The sequence below is a fragment of the Peribacillus sp. FSL K6-5616 genome (genome assembly GCF_038008245.1).
Taxonomy (GTDB): Bacteria; Bacillota; Bacilli; order Bacillales; family DSM-1321; genus Peribacillus; species Peribacillus frigoritolerans.
Genome location: NZ_JBBOYT010000004.1, coordinates 24,556 through 40,625 on the forward strand (window position 1 = coordinate 24,556; position 16,070 = coordinate 40,625).

Below are 16,070 nucleotides of genomic sequence, written 5' to 3' on the forward strand. Positions count from 1 at the left end.
GAGGGACAATGATGTCGTTGTTCGAACAAAAGGTTTCTGAGCTTCATGAACGCTTACATAAGAAAGAGATAAGTGTCACTGATCTTGTTGACGAATCGTACAAGCGAATCGGACAGGTAGAGGACAAGGTGAAGGCATTTTTGACACTTGATGAAGAAAACGCCCGCAATCAAGCAAAACGATTGGATGATCAATTGGTAAAAGGCGAGAACGAAGGCGCTTTATTTGGTATGCCAATCGGAGTGAAGGATAATATTGTCACTAAAAATTTGCGTACGACTTGCGCGAGCAAAATTTTGGAGAACTTTGATCCAATCTATGATGCAACCGTTGTTCAAAAGCTACAGAAGGCAGAAACGGTTACGATCGGGAAATTGAATATGGATGAGTTTGCGATGGGGTCTTCCAATGAGAACTCAGCATTTCAAGCAACACGCAACCCTTGGAATACGGAATATGTGCCAGGCGGTTCTTCGGGTGGTTCGGCTGCATCTGTCGCTTCCGGTGAAGTCCTATTCTCTTTAGGTTCCGATACGGGTGGATCGATCCGCCAACCAGCGGCATATTGTGGAGTTGTCGGCTTAAAACCTACATATGGACGGGTTTCCCGATTCGGCCTTGTAGCATTTGCGTCTTCATTGGACCAAATCGGACCGGTTACAAGAACTGTTGAAGATAACGCTTATCTGCTTGAAGCAATCTCAGGAGTAGATCCAATGGATTCGACCTCTGCTAATGTTGACGTGCCGAATTTTGTGAATTCATTAACAGGCGATGTTAGAGGATTGAAAATAGCCGTGCCTAAAGAATATCTTGGCGAAGGCGTTGGTGAAGAAGCACGTAATTCCGTACTTGAAGCGTTAAAAGTACTAGAGGGTCTTGGAGCTCAATGGGAAGAGGTTTCCTTGCCGCATTCCAAATATGCTTTAGCTGCCTATTATCTTCTATCTTCATCGGAAGCCTCGGCTAACCTTTCACGTTTTGACGGTGTTCGTTACGGACATCGGACAGATAATGCAGAATCTCTTATAGAAATGTATAAGCAAACCCGTGCAGAAGGATTCGGTGACGAAGTGAAACGCCGTATCATGCTTGGAACGTTCTCCTTAAGTTCCGGTTATTATGATGCTTATTATAAAAAGGCTCAAAAAGTACGTACATTAATCAAAAAAGACTTTGAAGATGTCTTTGAAAAATATGATGTCATCGTTGGGCCGACTACACCTACGCCTGCATTTAAAATTGGTGAAAAAGTAGACGATCCATTAACGATGTATGCGAATGATATCTTGACGATTCCAGTCAATCTTGCTGGCGTACCGGGTATATCCGTGCCATGTGGATTCGCAGCGAATGGTCTTCCGCTTGGACTGCAAATGATTGGGAAGCATTTTGATGAAAGCACGATTTACCGCGCGGCTCACGCATTTGAGCAAGCAACAGATTTTCATAAACAATTTCCTAAGCTGTAAGGGGTGAAAATAATGGACTTTGAAACGGTGATTGGTCTAGAAGTACACGTAGAATTAAAAACGGATTCTAAAATTTTCTCAGCGAGCCCAAATCATTTTGGTGCCGCTCCAAATAGTAACACGACTGTAATTGACCTAGGCTACCCAGGTGTATTGCCTGTCGTCAATAAAAAGGCTGTTGATTTTGCAATGAAGGCTGCAATTGCCCTGAATTGCGAAGTGGCGGAAGTTACGAAATTCGACCGGAAAAACTATTTTTACCCGGACAATCCTAAAGCATACCAAATTTCACAGTTCGATCAACCGATCGGTGAGCATGGTTGGATTGAAATCGAAGTGGGCGGCAAGAAAAAGAAAATTGGCATTACCCGCATTCATATGGAAGAGGATGCTGGAAAGCTGACACATAAAGGGAACTATTCGCTTTGCGATTATAACCGCCAAGGTACGCCTCTTGTTGAAATCGTATCCGAACCGGATATCACTTCCCCGGAAGAAGCGTATGCTTATTTGGAAAAGCTGAAATCCATCATTCAATACACGGGCGTTTCCGATTGTAAAATGGAAGAAGGCTCACTTCGTTGTGATGCTAACATTTCCTTGAAACCTGTTGGCCAAAAGGAATTCGGTACGAAAACCGAATTGAAAAACTTGAATTCATTCAACTTCGTTCGCAAAGGGTTGGAGCATGAAGAAATCCGACAAGCGGAAATCTTGAATGAAGGCGGCAAAATCGAACAGGAAACTCGCCGGTTCGACGAAGCTACAGGCAGAACCGTACTAATGCGAATTAAGGAAGGCTCCGATGATTACCGTTATTTCCCGGAACCGGACTTATTGACGATCCATATTGATGAAGAATGGAAAGCTCGTATCGCTGCCGAAATTCCGGAACTTCCGGATGCCCGGAAAAAACGCTATGTCGAAGAATTTGGCTTACCTGAATATGATGCAGCCGTTTTAACGGTAACGAAAGAAAGTGCGGATTTCTTTGAAGCGACAGTTGCTTCAGGTGCCGATGCAAAACTGGCATCTAACTGGATCATGGGTGAGGTTTCCGCTTTCTTGAATGCAGAAGGCAAAGAGCTGCATGATGTCAAATTGACTGCTGAATCATTGGCTGGAATGATCAAGCTGATTGAAGATGGCACGATTTCGTCTAAAATCGCTAAAAAGGTTTTCAAAGAATTGATTGAAAACGGCGGGGATGCTGAAACGATCGTCAAGGAGAAGGGACTAGTCCAAATTTCCGACGAAGGCGCATTGCGTACAGCCGTTGAAGAAGCATTGAATAATAACCCGCAATCCATTGAAGATTTTAAAGCGGGTAAACAAAAGGCAATCGGCTTCCTTGTCGGGCAGATTATGAAAGCGACAAAAGGACAAGCCAATCCACAACTTGTTAATAAAATTTTGGTGGAAGAAATCAATAAACGTTAATATTGACCGTATCACTTTTAAAGTGGTACGGTTTTCTCTTGATTAAGGAAAAAGTTTACTGAGAAAAATAATAAGCGGAAAAATAATTTTGAGTTATCTGTAGGGGTAACTCCTTTTTGTGTCGTCTATTACATGAATGTTTATCAGGAAAGGGGGAAGAGAAGTGTCCGATGAGTTAGTAGAGAAGGTAAGGGCTGGGAATGATCATGCATTCCGAATGTTGATCGAAACTTATAAACAGACGATTTATAGAACCGTCTATTCCGTCTTGCGGAATCAAAAGGATGCAGAAGATGTTACCCAGGAAGTCTTTATCAAAATATACACTTCTCTTCCTCAATATAAGAACCAAGGCTTCAAAACTTGGATTACCCGAATTGCCGTCAATCATGCAATCGATCTAAAGAGAAAGAGGGAACGCCAAAAGGAAGAATTACAGGACGAACATTCATCGGAAGTTAATTTGGGCTTAACGGATGATGTCGAGGCAGTATTTTTTCGGAATGAAAGGCGAAAGCAAGTATTACGGAAGCTGAATGACCTTCCAGAGGGATATCGGGACGTTGTATATGGCTATTACATAATGGAAAAGACATTCAAGCAAATTGCAGAGGAACAGCAGATTCAAGTGAAATCTGTGGAAGTAAAGCTATACCGGGCAAGAAATTGGATGAGAAAACATTGGAAAGAGGAGGATTTTTCATGAATCATGTTTCAGAGGCACAATGGGTTGCATATTTGGCAGATGAAATACCAGAGGCTTTAAAAATTGAATATGAAAATCATCTATACTCCTGTGACAAGTGTTTGTCCGTCTATATGGAAGCGATGGAAAAAGAAGAAACAAGTCTGGACCTTGAAGGATTTGATATTGCAGGTCCGGTCATGGACTCGATTAGCCGATTGAAAGGCGGCTCTGTTGATGATTCTTGGCCACATCGAAAAGAGAAGTCACTTCGGACAATCACAAGACATTACCTGATTGCGGCCGGATTTACGATTTTATTAATGGCAGGCGGGGTATTTCAATCATTGACAGAATACGTGGATTCTGTGGAATCAAGCAGTGATAAGAAAACGCAGTCCTTGACCGAGGACCTTATTGATAAAACATTTACTTGGATGGATACAATCGAAAAGAAAAATAAGGAGGGGTTTAGAAATGAATAAAAGTCCGGTATTAGCTTTTTTATTATCCTTTCTGCCAGGTTTCGGACATTTTTACCTAGGAAGGCAATATAAAGGGCTATTTTATTTTCTTGCCACAGCTGGATTGGGGCTTGGAGGTCTTTTTCTTTCGTTAATCAGTCAATCGGATGCGTTTCTGGCATTTTCCGTTATTGGAATGGTGTTTTATTTCATCAGTATATTTGATTTGGTGGTCACCTCACTGAGGAATCCTAAAAGTGAAGAGGATGTGGAGGGAATGGCAAATCAGCCGGAAGCGGAAAGGTTTTATGTAATCATCCTTTCATTCGTTCCTGGGTTAGGGCATTTTCAGCTAGGCCTCATGAACCGTGGGCTCATTTTTCTCATCAGCTTTTTAGGCTTTGGCATCATGGTGATATTCATCAGTGTGATGACACAAATGGAAGGTCTGTTAATATTCATGGCACTATTGCCTGTTATCTGGATTTACAGCTTTTTTGATTCTGTTCAACAGCTGAATAAAAAGCAAAGAGGTGAGGAGCTTATCGATCGGACCGTTTTGGAAGATTTCGAGGAGAGACGGGAATCCGGGAAGAAGAGTAAAGCGGTCGCGACTTTATTCGCTATTTTCCCTGGTGCAGGTCACTTATATTTGGGGCTGCAAAAACGCGGGATACAATTGATGGCCGGCTTTTTATTCGCCATTTACATACTGGATTTACTCCGGTTGGGTTTCTTCTTCTTCCTTATTCCGATTATCTGGTTTTATAGTTTTTTTGATGGATTGCAAAAAGCATCAAAAATGGAGGAGGGTCCAGTAGAAGATACGCCCATCATTTCGGGAATGGTCAATCATCAAAAATGGTTAGGATTGGGTTTGGTGGGAATTGGAATCTATTTCTTGGCTAGTAATATGATCGTCCCGGCCATCGCTCCCCATTTAGATGAATGGATTGGAAGCAACTTGGAATATTGGTTTAGGGATTATTTTCAAAAAGGCCTTGTATGCATCCTTCTAATAGGCGGAGGAATCAAATTGCTGTCGGGAAGTAAAAAAGGGAGCGTCAAGGAGGAGACAAAATGAGAACATGGAGAGTCGGAACGATTTCAATGGGAATCTCACTGGTTGGTTTGGGTTTGGTTTTACTGGTTTCTCAAATTGCGGATATGAATTTGACAACGATTCTGCTATCATGGTGGCCGTTGCTGTTCATTATCTTGGGTGCAGAGATTCTCTTCTATATTTATTTTTCCAGAAAAGAAAGTTCTTTTGTGAAGTATGATATTCTTAGCATTCTTTTCGTGGGATTGCTTGGAACGACGGGAATAGTTTTAATTCTGCTTACATCAAGCGGATTGATGGATCAAGTTAGGGCTGCCGTGAATAGTGAAGAGAAAACGGTCAATTTGCCTGGTTTCAATCAAAAGGCAGGAAAAGGCATACAGAGAGTTGTCCTGGACCCTGGCCCATACCCATTGACCATTGAAAGTGGTAATGACAGAGAAGTTTCCGTTTTTGGAACATATGGTGAGCGGGTAATGGAAGATGCTGATTCATTGTTGAAGAAGGCGGAAGATTATTTACTCGTAGAGAGAAATGGTGATACGCTTTATATAAGTTTCAAGGATTTGCCGATTCAAAATGGACTTTTGGACAGTGGTACAATGAATCTTAAGGCCACCCTTATAATCCCTGCTGAGTTGGCAGTGGAGATAGACGGTCAAAATACCGATCTTGTCTTGAAGCCTAGAAAGCTCTTGAATGACTGGAGTGTGAAAGATAGCGGAAATCTAAGTGTATTCCTTCAGGATAATAGTGATATCAAGATAGATGCCAGAGAGGCCGAGGAACTTGAAGGTCCTGAGAATGGCTGGAAGATGACTGAAGTGAAACAAGAAACAAATGAAGAAGGTATTGTAAAAAAGAATGGGATATTCAATACTGGTAAAGGGAAACATACATTAACGGTTACCGACACATTTAACGTGAATGTTCAATATCCCTGATTGAAATCATTTACTAGAATAAAATTGTAAAAAGCATTATAATTTTCCCTGATAAGATTTCTAGTAAAATGCAAAAGATATGGACCGAAATACGGTCCTCTTTTTTTCGAATATTGCTTTTCATGTAACGAAGGATTAAGATGTAAATTATGGAATCAATATGTATAAGGATGATGGGAAATGAAAAGAGCAAGGTTGATTTACAACCCGACTTCGGGCCGGGAAGCCATTAAGAAGAGCCTGCCAGGTGTGCTAGCGAAGCTTGAAGAAGCTGGTTATGAAGCTTCTGCACATGCGACGACCGGTGCTGGGGATGCGACGAAAGCGGCAAAGATAGCGATTGAACGCGGCTATGAGGTAGTTATTGCAGCAGGGGGCGACGGTACGATTTATGAGGTTGTTAATGGACTGGCCACTGCAGAGAAACGTCCGAAACTAGGAATCATCCCGACGGGAACGACCAATGATTTCGCGCGGGCGCTGCATTTACCGAAGTCGATCGAAGGGGCAGCCGAAATTATTGCCGGCGGGCATACGATGCCGATCGATATCGGGAAAATGAACGATAAGTATTTTATCAATATTGCTGGCGGGGGCAGATTGACCGAATTGACCTACGACGTGCCGATCAAGCTGAAAACGATGCTCGGTCAGCTAGCGTACTATATTAAAGGAATTGAAATGCTTCCTTCAATTAAGCCGACGGAAGTTTCTATTGAATATGATGGAAAGCTTTTTGAAGGGGAGATCATGCTTTTCTTGGTGGCTAACACGAATTCGGTCGGCGGCTTCGAGAAACTGGCCCCTGACGCCTCTTTGAATGATGGTATGTTCACGTTGCTTATTTTAAAAAAGGCAAACCTGGCTGATATTGTCCGTGTCGCAACATTGGCAATGCGCGGTGAGCATATCCATGATAAAAACGTCATTTATGAAAAAGCCAATCGAATTAAAGTACAGGCCAAAAAGGATATGATGCTTAATTTGGATGGGGAATTTGGCGGGATGGCCCCAGCTGAATTCGTCAATCAGTACCGCCATTTTGATGTATTCATCCCGCAAGGACTACTGCCGGATGATCCGGCAAATAAATAGGGTGAAAAGGCCACTGAATCTGGTGGCCTTTTCAGTTTAATGAAGCAAGGAGAATTGCAACATGTATATCAGGAAAGCGACACCGGAGGATGCGGACAAGGCAGCCATATTGACCCGGTTAGCGATTAAGGAAATTGCAGAGGTTTTGACAGGTGAAACGGAAGAAGAAAGAATACTTTCCGTTCTTGCCGATTTGTTCAGGAAAAGTGGGAATCGGGTCAGCTATGAAAATACGCTTGTCAGTGAACATGATGGACAAGTATCTGGATTGATCATTGCTTACCATGGTAAGGATGCCGAAAGCTTGGATGAACCGATAGTGAAACAATTAAGGATGAAAATGAAAGACCCAAGCGTTACGCTCGATAAGGAAGCGGAAATGAGAGACTTTTATTTGGATACCGTGTCCGTTGACCCGAATTTTCAAGGAAGAGGAATTGGCAGTGCACTGATTCAATATGTGGAGGAATACGCTAAACATAAGGGGTATCCAAGAATTTCTTTAGTCGTTGAAAATGAAAATGAAGCGGCGAATCGTCTCTATGGCAGATTAGGATATATAGAAATGAAAACCATTTCGATTAGCGGCCATGAATTTCGCTATATGGTAAAGGAAATAGAAGAACCTCCTGTTTAACAGGGGGTCCTTTTTAGTTCTTTGAAGTTTGGCATTGTATGCGATTACATTTGCTGCCCATTCATGGCTGCCCAATCAGCGTAAGCTCCGGTGCCATTACATCCGGGACAGTCGTGTATATCGGAAAAATGATATTCCGTAGGTACGAAGGAGCTGTATCCACGTCCGTAACAATCCGGACAGAGGCCTTTTTCCTCCATACTCGCTCGATGTTTTTCTATCCTTGTAGCATTCCAGGCCGATATAGAGTTAAATAAACCCATTTCCTCACCTCTTTTGGTTTTCCTTATTTTTCTTTTTTTATTGAGCTTTTATTCATGGAACTATGAAAAATCCGTAATTCCTTCCACTATATTTTTATGAAAACCAGGGGAAATTGGTGAGTGGTTTTGTGGCAAGGCCTCTATTGTGGTAAAATACAGGCTAGCATAAAAAAGAAAAGAGAAGATGATATGAAAAAAACAGCACCAGTTGCTAAAAATGATATAGTAGAGGTTTTATTTGAAGATTTAACACATGAAGGAGCTGGCGTCGCTAAAGTCGATGGCTACCCGATCTTTGTTCAGGGCGCCCTTCCAGGTGAAAAAGCAAAAATCAAAGTGATGAAGGCTAATAAGGGTTATGGCTTCGGACGTTTGATGGAGATTATCGAGAACAGTCCATACCGGGTTGAGGTCACGACTGAAGACTACCATAAGTACGGTGGTTGTCAGCTGCAGCATATGAGCTATGAAGGACAGTTGGAATTCAAGGAAAAGCAAGTACGTGAAGTGATGACACGCATTGGGAAACTTGAGGATGTGAAGGTTCACCCGATCATCGGGATGGAGAATCCAACCCATTATCGCAATAAAGCGCAAGTGCCTGTTGGTGAAAAGGATGGCAAGCTAATAGCAGGGTTCTTCAAACCGCGGACACATGAAATCGTTGAAACGAAAGAAAGCATTATCCAAAATGAAGTGATTAATGAAGCCGTTCAAGTCGTTAAAGAGATTTTCAGTAAACTTGGTATCCCCGCTTACAATGAAGAGGCACATAAAGGTGTATTGCGGCACATCATGGCCCGTTATGGCAAGCGAACAGGGGAATTAATGATTGTTCTTGTTACTAGAACGAAAAGTATCCCTTTCATCGAAACTATCGTGAAGGAAATCGTTGAACGTCTTCCACAAGTTAAATCCATCGTTCAAAACGTGAATTCCAAGAAAACGAATGTTATCTTAGGCGATAAAATGACTGTGCTATGGGGCGACGAAGTGATCCATGATATGATCGGTGATGTGAAATTTGCGATATCGGCAAAATCCTTCTACCAAATCAATCCAGATCAAACGAAAGTCCTTTATGATAAAGCTCTTGACTATGCAGGGCTGACTGGTGAAGAAACGGTGATAGATGCCTATTGCGGCATTGGGACCATCTCTTTATTTTTAGCTAAAAAAGCGAAAAAAGTAATCGGTGTCGAAGTGGTCGAAGAAGCGATCGAAGACGCACGGCGCAACGCTGAATTGAATGAAATCTCAAATGCAGAATTCATTGTCGGCGATGCAGGTAACGTTATTGCTGAATGGTATCAAAAGGGCAACACTGCTGATGTCATCGTGGTGGATCCGCCACGCAAAGGTTGTGAAGAATCCCTTCTGAATACGATCATCGAGATGAAGCTTAATAAAGTCGTATACGTATCATGCAACCCAGGTACTCTAGCGCGTGATCTTCATATCTTGGAAGAAGGCGGATATAAAGCAGTTGATATCCAGCCTGTCGATATGTTCCCAATGACGACACATGTTGAAAATGTAGTGTTATTAGAGTTGAAATGATTGAATGTGGGCCCGGTCTAATTGACTGGGCCCGCATTTTTTATGTTTGCACAATATGGATTGACTTCCGATCCAACCACTCGCTCTCTGCGGGCGGTCGTCCCTCGGCATGCGCCTGAAGGGTTTCACTAGGCGCGCTTTTCCCGCAGGAGTCTCTCCAATCAACTTAGTTACAACAGTTAGAAAGGAGACCAGCCTAAAGGAGTTGCAGGGTTGCTTTGGGTCAGGTTGTTTCGGGAGAATATTTGAAGAAAGATAAGTTCCCGAACCCCTTTGTCAACAAACTGGGTCCTGGTCTAAATGACCGGGACCTTTTTCACGTAGTTAAATTGAGGAAAAGGGAGGGGGATTTTTTTTTGCAAGTTTATTCTTGACGCTCTTACTTGGACATATATTAAGAAACATATGGATTGGGAGGCAAGGTGATTTTATTAATTTTCAAAAAGCGGTGGCTGTTATTGTTGGTAGCTTTTTGGTGGGCATTGGAATTAATGGATTTTTGGTTCCTCATCATTTAATAGATGGCGGCGTAATTGGGATTGCACTCATCCTTCATTATTTCTTTGGTTTTCAAACGGGACTATCCATGTTGGTCCTTAGCATTCCTATATTTTTATATGCCTGGTATTATGAACGCCCTTTTTTCTATAGCAGCGTTCACGGATTGCTTTTGACATCCCTTTTTATGGACTGGCTTAATCCATTGAAAAAGGTTTTTTCCATTTCAATACTGACAAGCTCTTTGATTGGCGGTGTCATCATAGGAATGGGCATAGGACTCATGCTTCGATATGAGACAAGCAGCGGGGGAACGGATATGCTAGCCAAAATCATCTCTAAATCCACCTCCATGGATATCGCTTTGGCGATTATCGTCATAGATACACTAATCATTTCAGCTGCAGCATTCACCTTAGGTATCGAAATTTTTCTTTTTTCATGTGTGACGATCGTCATCATTGGACTTGTCACATCGCTTATGAAAGTGAGGGAATGAATATATAATCAGTTCCTTAAGATATGGGCTACGTTATCTATTGCCTTTTGCAGCTTTTCGCTATTTTTGCTAAACATCTCTTTAGCTTCTTTTGATTCAGTTCCAAGTGCAAACAACTCCAAGTCCGCTTGGCACTTTTTCAAGGTCGCGAGCATAAGAGGTTTTTCCTGAGGAGAAGGAACTTTAAGTTTATCATCAAAAAGATCCACAGTTAATTCTCCGTTAGAATTGGCTTGACCAAGAAAAACATTTTCGAGGATTACCCCCAACTTATCCAGTTCAGTATGAAGCCAATGTCGGTTCAGACCTATCGTGGAAAGTGGTTCATCAAGTATTAGGCCGTCCATGATGATGGTTTGTGGCTCCTTTACTGCAGCCACTGGCAGGTTAAGGTCCTTAGGTGTTACAGGTTGATTTTGCTTCTTTAACATTACGGAAAAATCCCCATTGGCTTCCAATAAGGCAAACTCAACTTCAGAAATATCGAAGACATCCTTTTTTCGGAGCAACCCCAGCAATTCATCGATGGTATATTTCTCTTTTTTTAAATTATCTTCCATGACTTTCCCATCTTTGATGAATACCGATGCTTTTCCTTCAATAAGATCACGAAAAGTTTTACTTTTCAAGGATATTAATCCTGCAATGAAGGGTGCTATGGCAAAAACGAGAATGGACAGTACGCCATGTATAATATTGCCCTCCACTTTTGTAGCTAATTCTGCCCCAACATTACCAATGGTTATGCCCGTTACATATTCAAAAAAGGAAAGCTGGGACAATTGTTTTTTTCCTAACACTTTAGTGATCAAAAAAAGAACAATTAAAAAGAAAAATGAGCGTAAAAGAATTTCTATCCAATCCGGCATTACCAAAACACCTCCTGCTTGATCATGGTTATTAAAAACCTTTATATTGTGGTTCTTCCCGTTCTAACTCGCCCACGCGCGTTTGTACATCCTTCCTAACTTCATTCACCACCAGCATCGTTTCATGCAAAATCCGTTTAGATTCATCATCTTGAGTCCGGAGTGCTAAGCTGGATAAGCCCGCTTCAACTCCTTTTAAGCTAGAGACACATTGTTTGACATTGGAAGCTATCGTCATGCAGCATCCTCCTTATCTTTTTAGGTCTTCTGTAATAATGACTCGGAACCATGAGCGGCTGTTATCCAGGCACTGGTTGCTTCAAACATGCCAGCGGCAACAACCCGATCAATCGATGCTTTTTCACATCCGCTAGGGCTACGGAAACAACCTCCGCAGCCAAGGAATGAGCAGTCAAACATCAAACCTTAGTTTTATGCTTCTCCGTCATATTCAATCGATACGGCATGGGCGATGCATGGGATCGTCTCGCTTTGTTGAAAGGATAGAGGAGATAGCAAGGCACCGGTGGCCACGACGAGCAATCGTTTTATTTCTCCTTTTTTCATGCGATTCAATAAATGACCATAAACGACGGTTGCGGAACATCCAGGGCCGCTTGCCCCGGCCAGGACCGGCTGACCATCCCTGTATATCATTAAACCGCAATCTTTATATTGCTCTTCTTTAATCGGCGTGCCATGTTTTTTAAATAATGCCAGAGAAACTTCATGTCCGATCTTTCCTAAATCCCCGGTCACTATCAAATCATAATAGGATGGGTCGAGGTTTCTTTCTCTAAGATGTGCTTCAATCGTGTCTACAGCGGCCGGAGCCATGGCACCGCCCATATTGAAAGGATCGGTCAATCCCATGTCGATGACACGGCCTATCGTAGCTGAAGTGACCCTTGGGCCTTTCCCGGCACTGCTTAATAAAGCCACGCCAGCACCCGTAACGGTCCATTGGGCTGTTGGAGGTTTTTGCCCTCCATATTCAGTTGGGTAGCGAAATTGCTTTTCTACTGCGGCGTTATGACTTGATGCTCCTGTCAATAAGTACTCTGCTCCTTTGGTATTGACAAGGTAGGCGCCAAGAGCCAGTCCCTCCATGGAGGTGGAGCAGGCACCAAATAAGCCGAGATAAGGTGTTCCAAGTGTTCGACAGGCAAAACTGGTAGGGGTTATTTGATTGATCAGGTCGCCTCCAAGGAAAAATTGTATCTGTTCCTTTTGAAGACCCGCCTTCTCGATTGCTTTTGTACTCGCTTCTTCCAATAAGACTTTATGTGCTTTTTCATAGGTATCTTGATTGATCCATAAATCGGAATGGAGAAGATCGAAATCATCCGCAAGCAAACCGTCTGCTTCAAATGGACCGCCAACGGTTCCTGTGGAGACGATGACAGGCTTTTGATCAAACACCCATGTGCGATGCCCCGTAAGCATTATTAAACCACCCCATTGTATGAGTATTGTCAGTAAGATAAAACAAAGGAATAACATAAAAATCCTTCAGCCAATTTGAATATAGTACAGCCATTACCTAAAAGGAAACCTTTGGCCCGGTGTTCAATGGCTGCGGTATCACCGCAACCTGAAAGTAACAAAGCGGCCAATTCGGTCAAACAAAATCCGGTGATAAAGCAGTCAGCTTTTCCTTTTTATCATTTAGCATCCTCGTATCACTTCATTCGGCATTAAAAGTATTTCTGAGGTCCAGGACAATCGTAATCCTCAAAACGAGCTTCTATGATGATTTTTAAGTGGCAGTCGATCATGATTTAAGAATTACAGCTTTTTCTTCCGCGGCCCGTACTGAATCAGTTCAAGGCAGGTATGTAACCCTTTGGTAGTTTGAGATTGGCTTAAAGATTCTGTTCTACATTATATTTTGATATAGAAAAAGGAATGAAAATTTCATTCTTGGTTATGGAAAGATAAAAAAGGCTGGTTGCTTTAACCAACCTTTTTTATATGAATGATCATTGTTTATATTGAGGCTCCTCGTTTTGAATCTCTTCGATGCGAGGAGCGATGCTGTCGACAATCGATTGTGTTTGTTGGGCAGCTTGTTGATACAATTGTTTGGCTTGCTCATTATCTGTAGAAAGGGCGAAGGTTTCAAAGCTCGCTTGAGCGCTTTTTAACCCTGCTATAGTTGTTTTGACATCGTTTATAACTGTCATATATGAACCCCCTAATTTTTTAACTGCCTTATTAGAGTGGGGAAAAAATGATTATCTATACCTTCCAAATATATCTATGAGTGAAATCAAGTGACTAGCTTATTAATCAAACGTTTGATTAATGGAATGGAAACAGGCAGAATTCATTGTATTAATCCTCCTTTTTCGTTGTACGAATCGTTTTTATTGTTTAATCATTGACCGAATTCAGAATTTTAAATATAATTGTAGAAAACATAACGTGATTACGTGAGGTGACATGACATTTATATTATGGACGATTTATATAGTAGGGTTGCTATTGAAATTTCATCTGAAGAAGTGATAAAAGGACTGCTATTCCACAAAAGCAAACAGGAGTCGGAAATTGAATCGATCAAAGGTAAAATTCATAAATATGAGCAAAAACGTAGAGCTGAGGAAGCTTGGTATCAATCCCTATCACCATTTAAACGTTTTTTTACAGGGCGTGCCCCAAGTCATCACCAGGCGGTTGAACATTTGGTGAATGTGAAAGATAGATATAAACAAATCGAGAAAATAAAACAGCGGGTCGCTTTTATAAATGAGGTGATCGGTGTACTTGAGGCTGAAACGGAAAAAAGGGAAATGAATTTACCATCAGACATCATTAAAGAAATAATGGCCTGGCAGAAATCGGAGGGAACGCCGAGATGACTCTAGAAACGTTAAACGCTGGCTTGGATACGATTTGGGTGGTTCTGACAGCAGCCATGATACTATTGATGGAGGGCGGGTTTGCCTTATTGGAGGCAGGGTTCGTCCGTACGAAAAATAATGTGAACATCATCATGAAGGTTTTTGCCGATATTACGATCGGAACGCTTTGCTATTTCGTCGTTGGTTTTGGCTTAATGTATGGAATGGATGTATTTGGAATCATCGGGGCAAGTGGCTTTCTGCTGAAAGGTGATTTGTCGCACATCGACCTTACGATTTCCATGGACGCATATTGGTTATTTCAAGGGGCATTCGTCATCGCCGTCATTTCCATCGTTTCGGGAGCCGTTGCGGAAAGGATCAATTTTCGGGCGTATCTTATTTTTGTCGTAATGATGACAGCATTCATCTATCCAATTGCCGGTCACTGGGTATGGGGTGGCGGCTGGTTAAGCAGGTTGGGCATGCAGGACTTCGCAGGGTCTGCTGTCATTCATGCACTAGGCGGTTTTTCAGCACTTGCGGCTGCCATTGTAATCGGGCCGAGAGCAGGTAAATTCACTTCAAGGGGGACCAGCTCCATTTCGCTGCCGAGTAATCTCCCATTGGCATCTGTTGGGGCATTCCTTTTATGGTTTGGCTGGTTTGGATTTAATGCAGGAAGCACCTTGCAAGCTACAGATGTCCGCATTGGACATATTGCCATTGTCACGATGCTCTCAGCTGCATCAGGGGGAGCGGTAACCCTGCTTTATACACTGTTTAGATATGGACGCTCGGATGCACCTTCCGTCATCAATGGCTCACTTGCTGGTCTTGTCGGGATTACAGCTGGATGTGCATTCGTTAGTGATCTGGCGGCGTTGCTGATTGGAGCAGTTTCTGGAATGTTGATGTTAGCTGCGACAAATTGGTTGGAAGCCCGGAAAATCGATGATCCGGTCGGTGCCTTTCCTGTTCATGCGGCATCAGGAATGTGGGGTACGATAGCGGTAGGGCTTTTCTCCACTGAAAACGGACTGTTGGCCGGCGGGGGATGGCATTTGCTCGGAGTTCAAATATTAGGATTAGTGGTGTTATGCATCTGGGGCTTTTCAGTGACTTGGCTTGTTTTTAAAGTTATAAATGTTTGGCTGCCTATAAGATCGACTGAAGAAGAAGAAGAACTTGGGTTGGATATCAGTTATCATGGCATCATGGCCACACATACCTCGCCGGAGTTCATCAAGGTAGAGGATTACTATAAGCAGGATGAAGAATTGACAAGGTAATCTCTATAATACAATGGTAAAATCAAGTAAGAGGTGAATTTTTAAATGGGTGTATGCAATCTTAATCATTCGCAACAAGATGTCAGGCTAAAATTTGAAAGCCAAAAGGCATTTTTACCAACACAATTGAGTCAAACATTAGATCGATATCTTGAAAAAGGGAATTCGCAGGAAACATTGAATGAACTTTTTCATCTATTGAAGAAGTATGACTTGTCTCCCCAGGAGGAACAGGAATCTAGAAACGAAAAGTTGAAACGGATCATGTTATAAATTAGAAAGAGCAGGAGTGTAAATATGACTCCCGCTCTTTTATTTTCTTGGCTCTTTTCGTAAAGATTGTTGTTTTTAAAACGAAACGATCTAAGGTTGATTGGAGCGGAAGTGCGAGACTCCTGCGGGAGCGGCGGGACAGGTGAGACCCCACAGGCGTTTACGCCGAG

18 protein-coding genes are annotated in these 16,070 nt (G+C 42.3%); 13 read left to right on the forward strand and 5 right to left on the reverse strand.

Annotated features, from left to right (window positions below):
• Window positions 1-11 precede the first annotated feature (11 nt).
• The 8 genes from gatA (at window position 12) to MHB45_RS28055 (ending at window position 7,800) form a co-directional block, all read left to right on the forward strand.
• The gene (gene gatA / locus MHB45_RS28020) at window positions 12-1,472 is read left to right on the forward strand and encodes an Asp-tRNA(Asn)/Glu-tRNA(Gln) amidotransferase subunit GatA (RefSeq protein WP_340908208.1); all 1,461 of its coding nucleotides are present in this window, start codon (window positions 12-14) and stop codon (window positions 1,470-1,472) included.
• Between the two features lie 12 nt (window positions 1,473-1,484).
• Complete coding sequence (gene gatB / locus MHB45_RS28025) at window positions 1,485-2,912, forward strand: Asp-tRNA(Asn)/Glu-tRNA(Gln) amidotransferase subunit GatB (protein ID WP_048680586.1); 1,428 nt, start codon at window positions 1,485-1,487, stop codon at window positions 2,910-2,912.
• Between the two features lie 163 nt (window positions 2,913-3,075).
• The gene (locus tag MHB45_RS28030; protein WP_237766580.1) at window positions 3,076-3,618 is read left to right on the forward strand and encodes an RNA polymerase sigma factor; all 543 of its coding nucleotides are present in this window, start codon (window positions 3,076-3,078) and stop codon (window positions 3,616-3,618) included.
• Complete coding sequence (locus tag MHB45_RS28035; RefSeq protein WP_072272323.1) at window positions 3,615-4,082, forward strand: hypothetical protein; 468 nt, start codon at window positions 3,615-3,617, stop codon at window positions 4,080-4,082. Before MHB45_RS28030 ends, MHB45_RS28035 begins: the two co-directional genes overlap by 4 nt.
• Complete coding sequence (locus MHB45_RS28040) at window positions 4,075-5,145, forward strand: multi-TM2 domain-containing protein (RefSeq protein WP_048680576.1); 1,071 nt, start codon at window positions 4,075-4,077, stop codon at window positions 5,143-5,145. The genes MHB45_RS28035 and MHB45_RS28040 overlap by 8 nt, the downstream gene beginning before the upstream one ends.
• Entirely contained in the window at window positions 5,142-6,068 is a 927-nt protein-coding gene (locus MHB45_RS28045; protein ID WP_161922018.1) for a LiaF transmembrane domain-containing protein, read from the forward strand. The genes MHB45_RS28040 and MHB45_RS28045 overlap by 4 nt, the downstream gene beginning before the upstream one ends.
• A gap of 180 nt (window positions 6,069-6,248) precedes the next feature.
• The gene (locus MHB45_RS28050) at window positions 6,249-7,163 is read left to right on the forward strand and encodes a diacylglycerol kinase (RefSeq protein WP_034306067.1); all 915 of its coding nucleotides are present in this window, start codon (window positions 6,249-6,251) and stop codon (window positions 7,161-7,163) included.
• A 61-nt stretch (window positions 7,164-7,224) separates the two neighbouring features.
• Entirely contained in the window at window positions 7,225-7,800 is a 576-nt protein-coding gene (locus MHB45_RS28055) for a GNAT family N-acetyltransferase (protein WP_048680570.1), read from the forward strand.
• Window positions 7,801-7,844: 44 nt separating this feature from the next.
• Here the strand turns inward: MHB45_RS28055 and MHB45_RS28060 are convergent, their stop codons facing one another.
• Complete coding sequence (locus tag MHB45_RS28060) at window positions 7,845-8,063, reverse strand: hypothetical protein (protein WP_034306063.1); 219 nt, start codon at window positions 8,061-8,063, stop codon at window positions 7,845-7,847.
• A gap of 189 nt (window positions 8,064-8,252) precedes the next feature.
• Here MHB45_RS28060 and rlmD point away from each other — a divergent pair, with 189 nt between their 5' ends.
• The gene (rlmD, locus tag MHB45_RS28065) at window positions 8,253-9,623 is read left to right on the forward strand and encodes a 23S rRNA (uracil(1939)-C(5))-methyltransferase RlmD (protein WP_048680641.1); all 1,371 of its coding nucleotides are present in this window, start codon (window positions 8,253-8,255) and stop codon (window positions 9,621-9,623) included.
• Between the two features lie 448 nt (window positions 9,624-10,071).
• Window positions 10,072-10,620, forward strand: coding sequence for a YitT family protein (locus tag MHB45_RS28070; RefSeq protein WP_309247786.1), 549 nt, complete (start codon window positions 10,072-10,074; stop codon window positions 10,618-10,620).
• Between the two features lie 8 nt (window positions 10,621-10,628).
• On the opposite strand, the gene MHB45_RS28075 is transcribed toward MHB45_RS28070, so the two are convergent.
• The 4 genes from MHB45_RS28075 to MHB45_RS28090 all read right to left on the reverse strand — a co-directional run bounded on the left by MHB45_RS28075 (window position 10,629) and on the right by MHB45_RS28090 (window position 13,675).
• Window positions 10,629-11,489, reverse strand: coding sequence for a DUF421 domain-containing protein (locus MHB45_RS28075; RefSeq protein ID WP_048680564.1), 861 nt, complete (start codon window positions 11,487-11,489; stop codon window positions 10,629-10,631).
• A gap of 31 nt (window positions 11,490-11,520) precedes the next feature.
• Window positions 11,521-11,727: a DUF1657 domain-containing protein gene (locus MHB45_RS28080; protein WP_048680561.1), complete on the reverse strand. Its 207-nt coding sequence runs from the start codon at window positions 11,725-11,727 to the stop codon at window positions 11,521-11,523.
• A 194-nt stretch (window positions 11,728-11,921) separates the two neighbouring features.
• Window positions 11,922-12,935, reverse strand: coding sequence for a stage V sporulation protein AD (gene spoVAD / locus MHB45_RS28085; RefSeq protein WP_048680558.1), 1,014 nt, complete (start codon window positions 12,933-12,935; stop codon window positions 11,922-11,924).
• Between the two features lie 536 nt (window positions 12,936-13,471).
• Window positions 13,472-13,675 (reverse strand): DUF1657 domain-containing protein, encoded by a 204-nt coding sequence (locus tag MHB45_RS28090; protein ID WP_048680555.1) that lies wholly within the window; start codon window positions 13,673-13,675, stop codon window positions 13,472-13,474.
• A gap of 273 nt (window positions 13,676-13,948) precedes the next feature.
• Between MHB45_RS28090 and MHB45_RS28095 the strand changes: the two genes are divergently transcribed.
• Genes MHB45_RS28095 through MHB45_RS28105 form a run of 3 tightly spaced genes read left to right on the forward strand, consistent with a single transcriptional unit; the run spans window position 13,949 to window position 15,900 of the window.
• Entirely contained in the window at window positions 13,949-14,353 is a 405-nt protein-coding gene (locus tag MHB45_RS28095; protein WP_048680552.1) for a hypothetical protein, read from the forward strand.
• Window positions 14,350-15,627, forward strand: a complete 1,278-nt coding sequence (locus tag MHB45_RS28100) for an ammonium transporter (protein ID WP_072272326.1) — start codon at window positions 14,350-14,352, stop codon at window positions 15,625-15,627. Before MHB45_RS28095 ends, MHB45_RS28100 begins: the two co-directional genes overlap by 4 nt.
• A gap of 45 nt (window positions 15,628-15,672) precedes the next feature.
• On the forward strand, window positions 15,673-15,900 hold the full coding sequence (locus MHB45_RS28105) for a group-specific protein (protein ID WP_161922017.1): 228 nt from the start codon (window positions 15,673-15,675) through the stop codon (window positions 15,898-15,900).
• Window positions 15,901-16,070 lie beyond the last annotated feature (170 nt).

Coding starts and splice junctions, on each gene's coding strand:
- MHB45_RS28080 (WP_048680561.1), bottom strand. CDS start 11,727: ATGACGATAGCTTCCAATGTCAAACAATGTGTCTCTAGCTTAAAAGGA.
- MHB45_RS28105 (WP_161922017.1), top strand. CDS start 15,673: ATGGGTGTATGCAATCTTAATCATTCGCAACAAGATGTCAGGCTAAAA.
- MHB45_RS28055 (WP_048680570.1), top strand. CDS start 7,225: ATGTATATCAGGAAAGCGACACCGGAGGATGCGGACAAGGCAGCCATA.
- MHB45_RS28040 (WP_048680576.1), top strand. CDS start 4,075: ATGAATAAAAGTCCGGTATTAGCTTTTTTATTATCCTTTCTGCCAGGT.
- gatA (WP_340908208.1), top strand. CDS start 12: ATGTCGTTGTTCGAACAAAAGGTTTCTGAGCTTCATGAACGCTTACAT.
- MHB45_RS28060 (WP_034306063.1), bottom strand. CDS start 8,063: ATGGGTTTATTTAACTCTATATCGGCCTGGAATGCTACAAGGATAGAA.
- rlmD (WP_048680641.1), top strand. CDS start 8,253: ATGAAAAAAACAGCACCAGTTGCTAAAAATGATATAGTAGAGGTTTTA.
- spoVAD (WP_048680558.1), bottom strand. CDS start 12,935: ATGCTTACGGGGCATCGCACATGGGTGTTTGATCAAAAGCCTGTCATC.
- MHB45_RS28035 (WP_072272323.1), top strand. CDS start 3,615: ATGAATCATGTTTCAGAGGCACAATGGGTTGCATATTTGGCAGATGAA.
- MHB45_RS28100 (WP_072272326.1), top strand. CDS start 14,350: ATGACTCTAGAAACGTTAAACGCTGGCTTGGATACGATTTGGGTGGTT.
- MHB45_RS28095 (WP_048680552.1), top strand. CDS start 13,949: ATGGACGATTTATATAGTAGGGTTGCTATTGAAATTTCATCTGAAGAA.
- MHB45_RS28075 (WP_048680564.1), bottom strand. CDS start 11,489: ATGCCGGATTGGATAGAAATTCTTTTACGCTCATTTTTCTTTTTAATT.
- MHB45_RS28050 (WP_034306067.1), top strand. CDS start 6,249: ATGAAAAGAGCAAGGTTGATTTACAACCCGACTTCGGGCCGGGAAGCC.
- gatB (WP_048680586.1), top strand. CDS start 1,485: ATGGACTTTGAAACGGTGATTGGTCTAGAAGTACACGTAGAATTAAAA.
- MHB45_RS28045 (WP_161922018.1), top strand. CDS start 5,142: ATGAGAACATGGAGAGTCGGAACGATTTCAATGGGAATCTCACTGGTT.
- MHB45_RS28090 (WP_048680555.1), bottom strand. CDS start 13,675: ATGACAGTTATAAACGATGTCAAAACAACTATAGCAGGGTTAAAAAGC.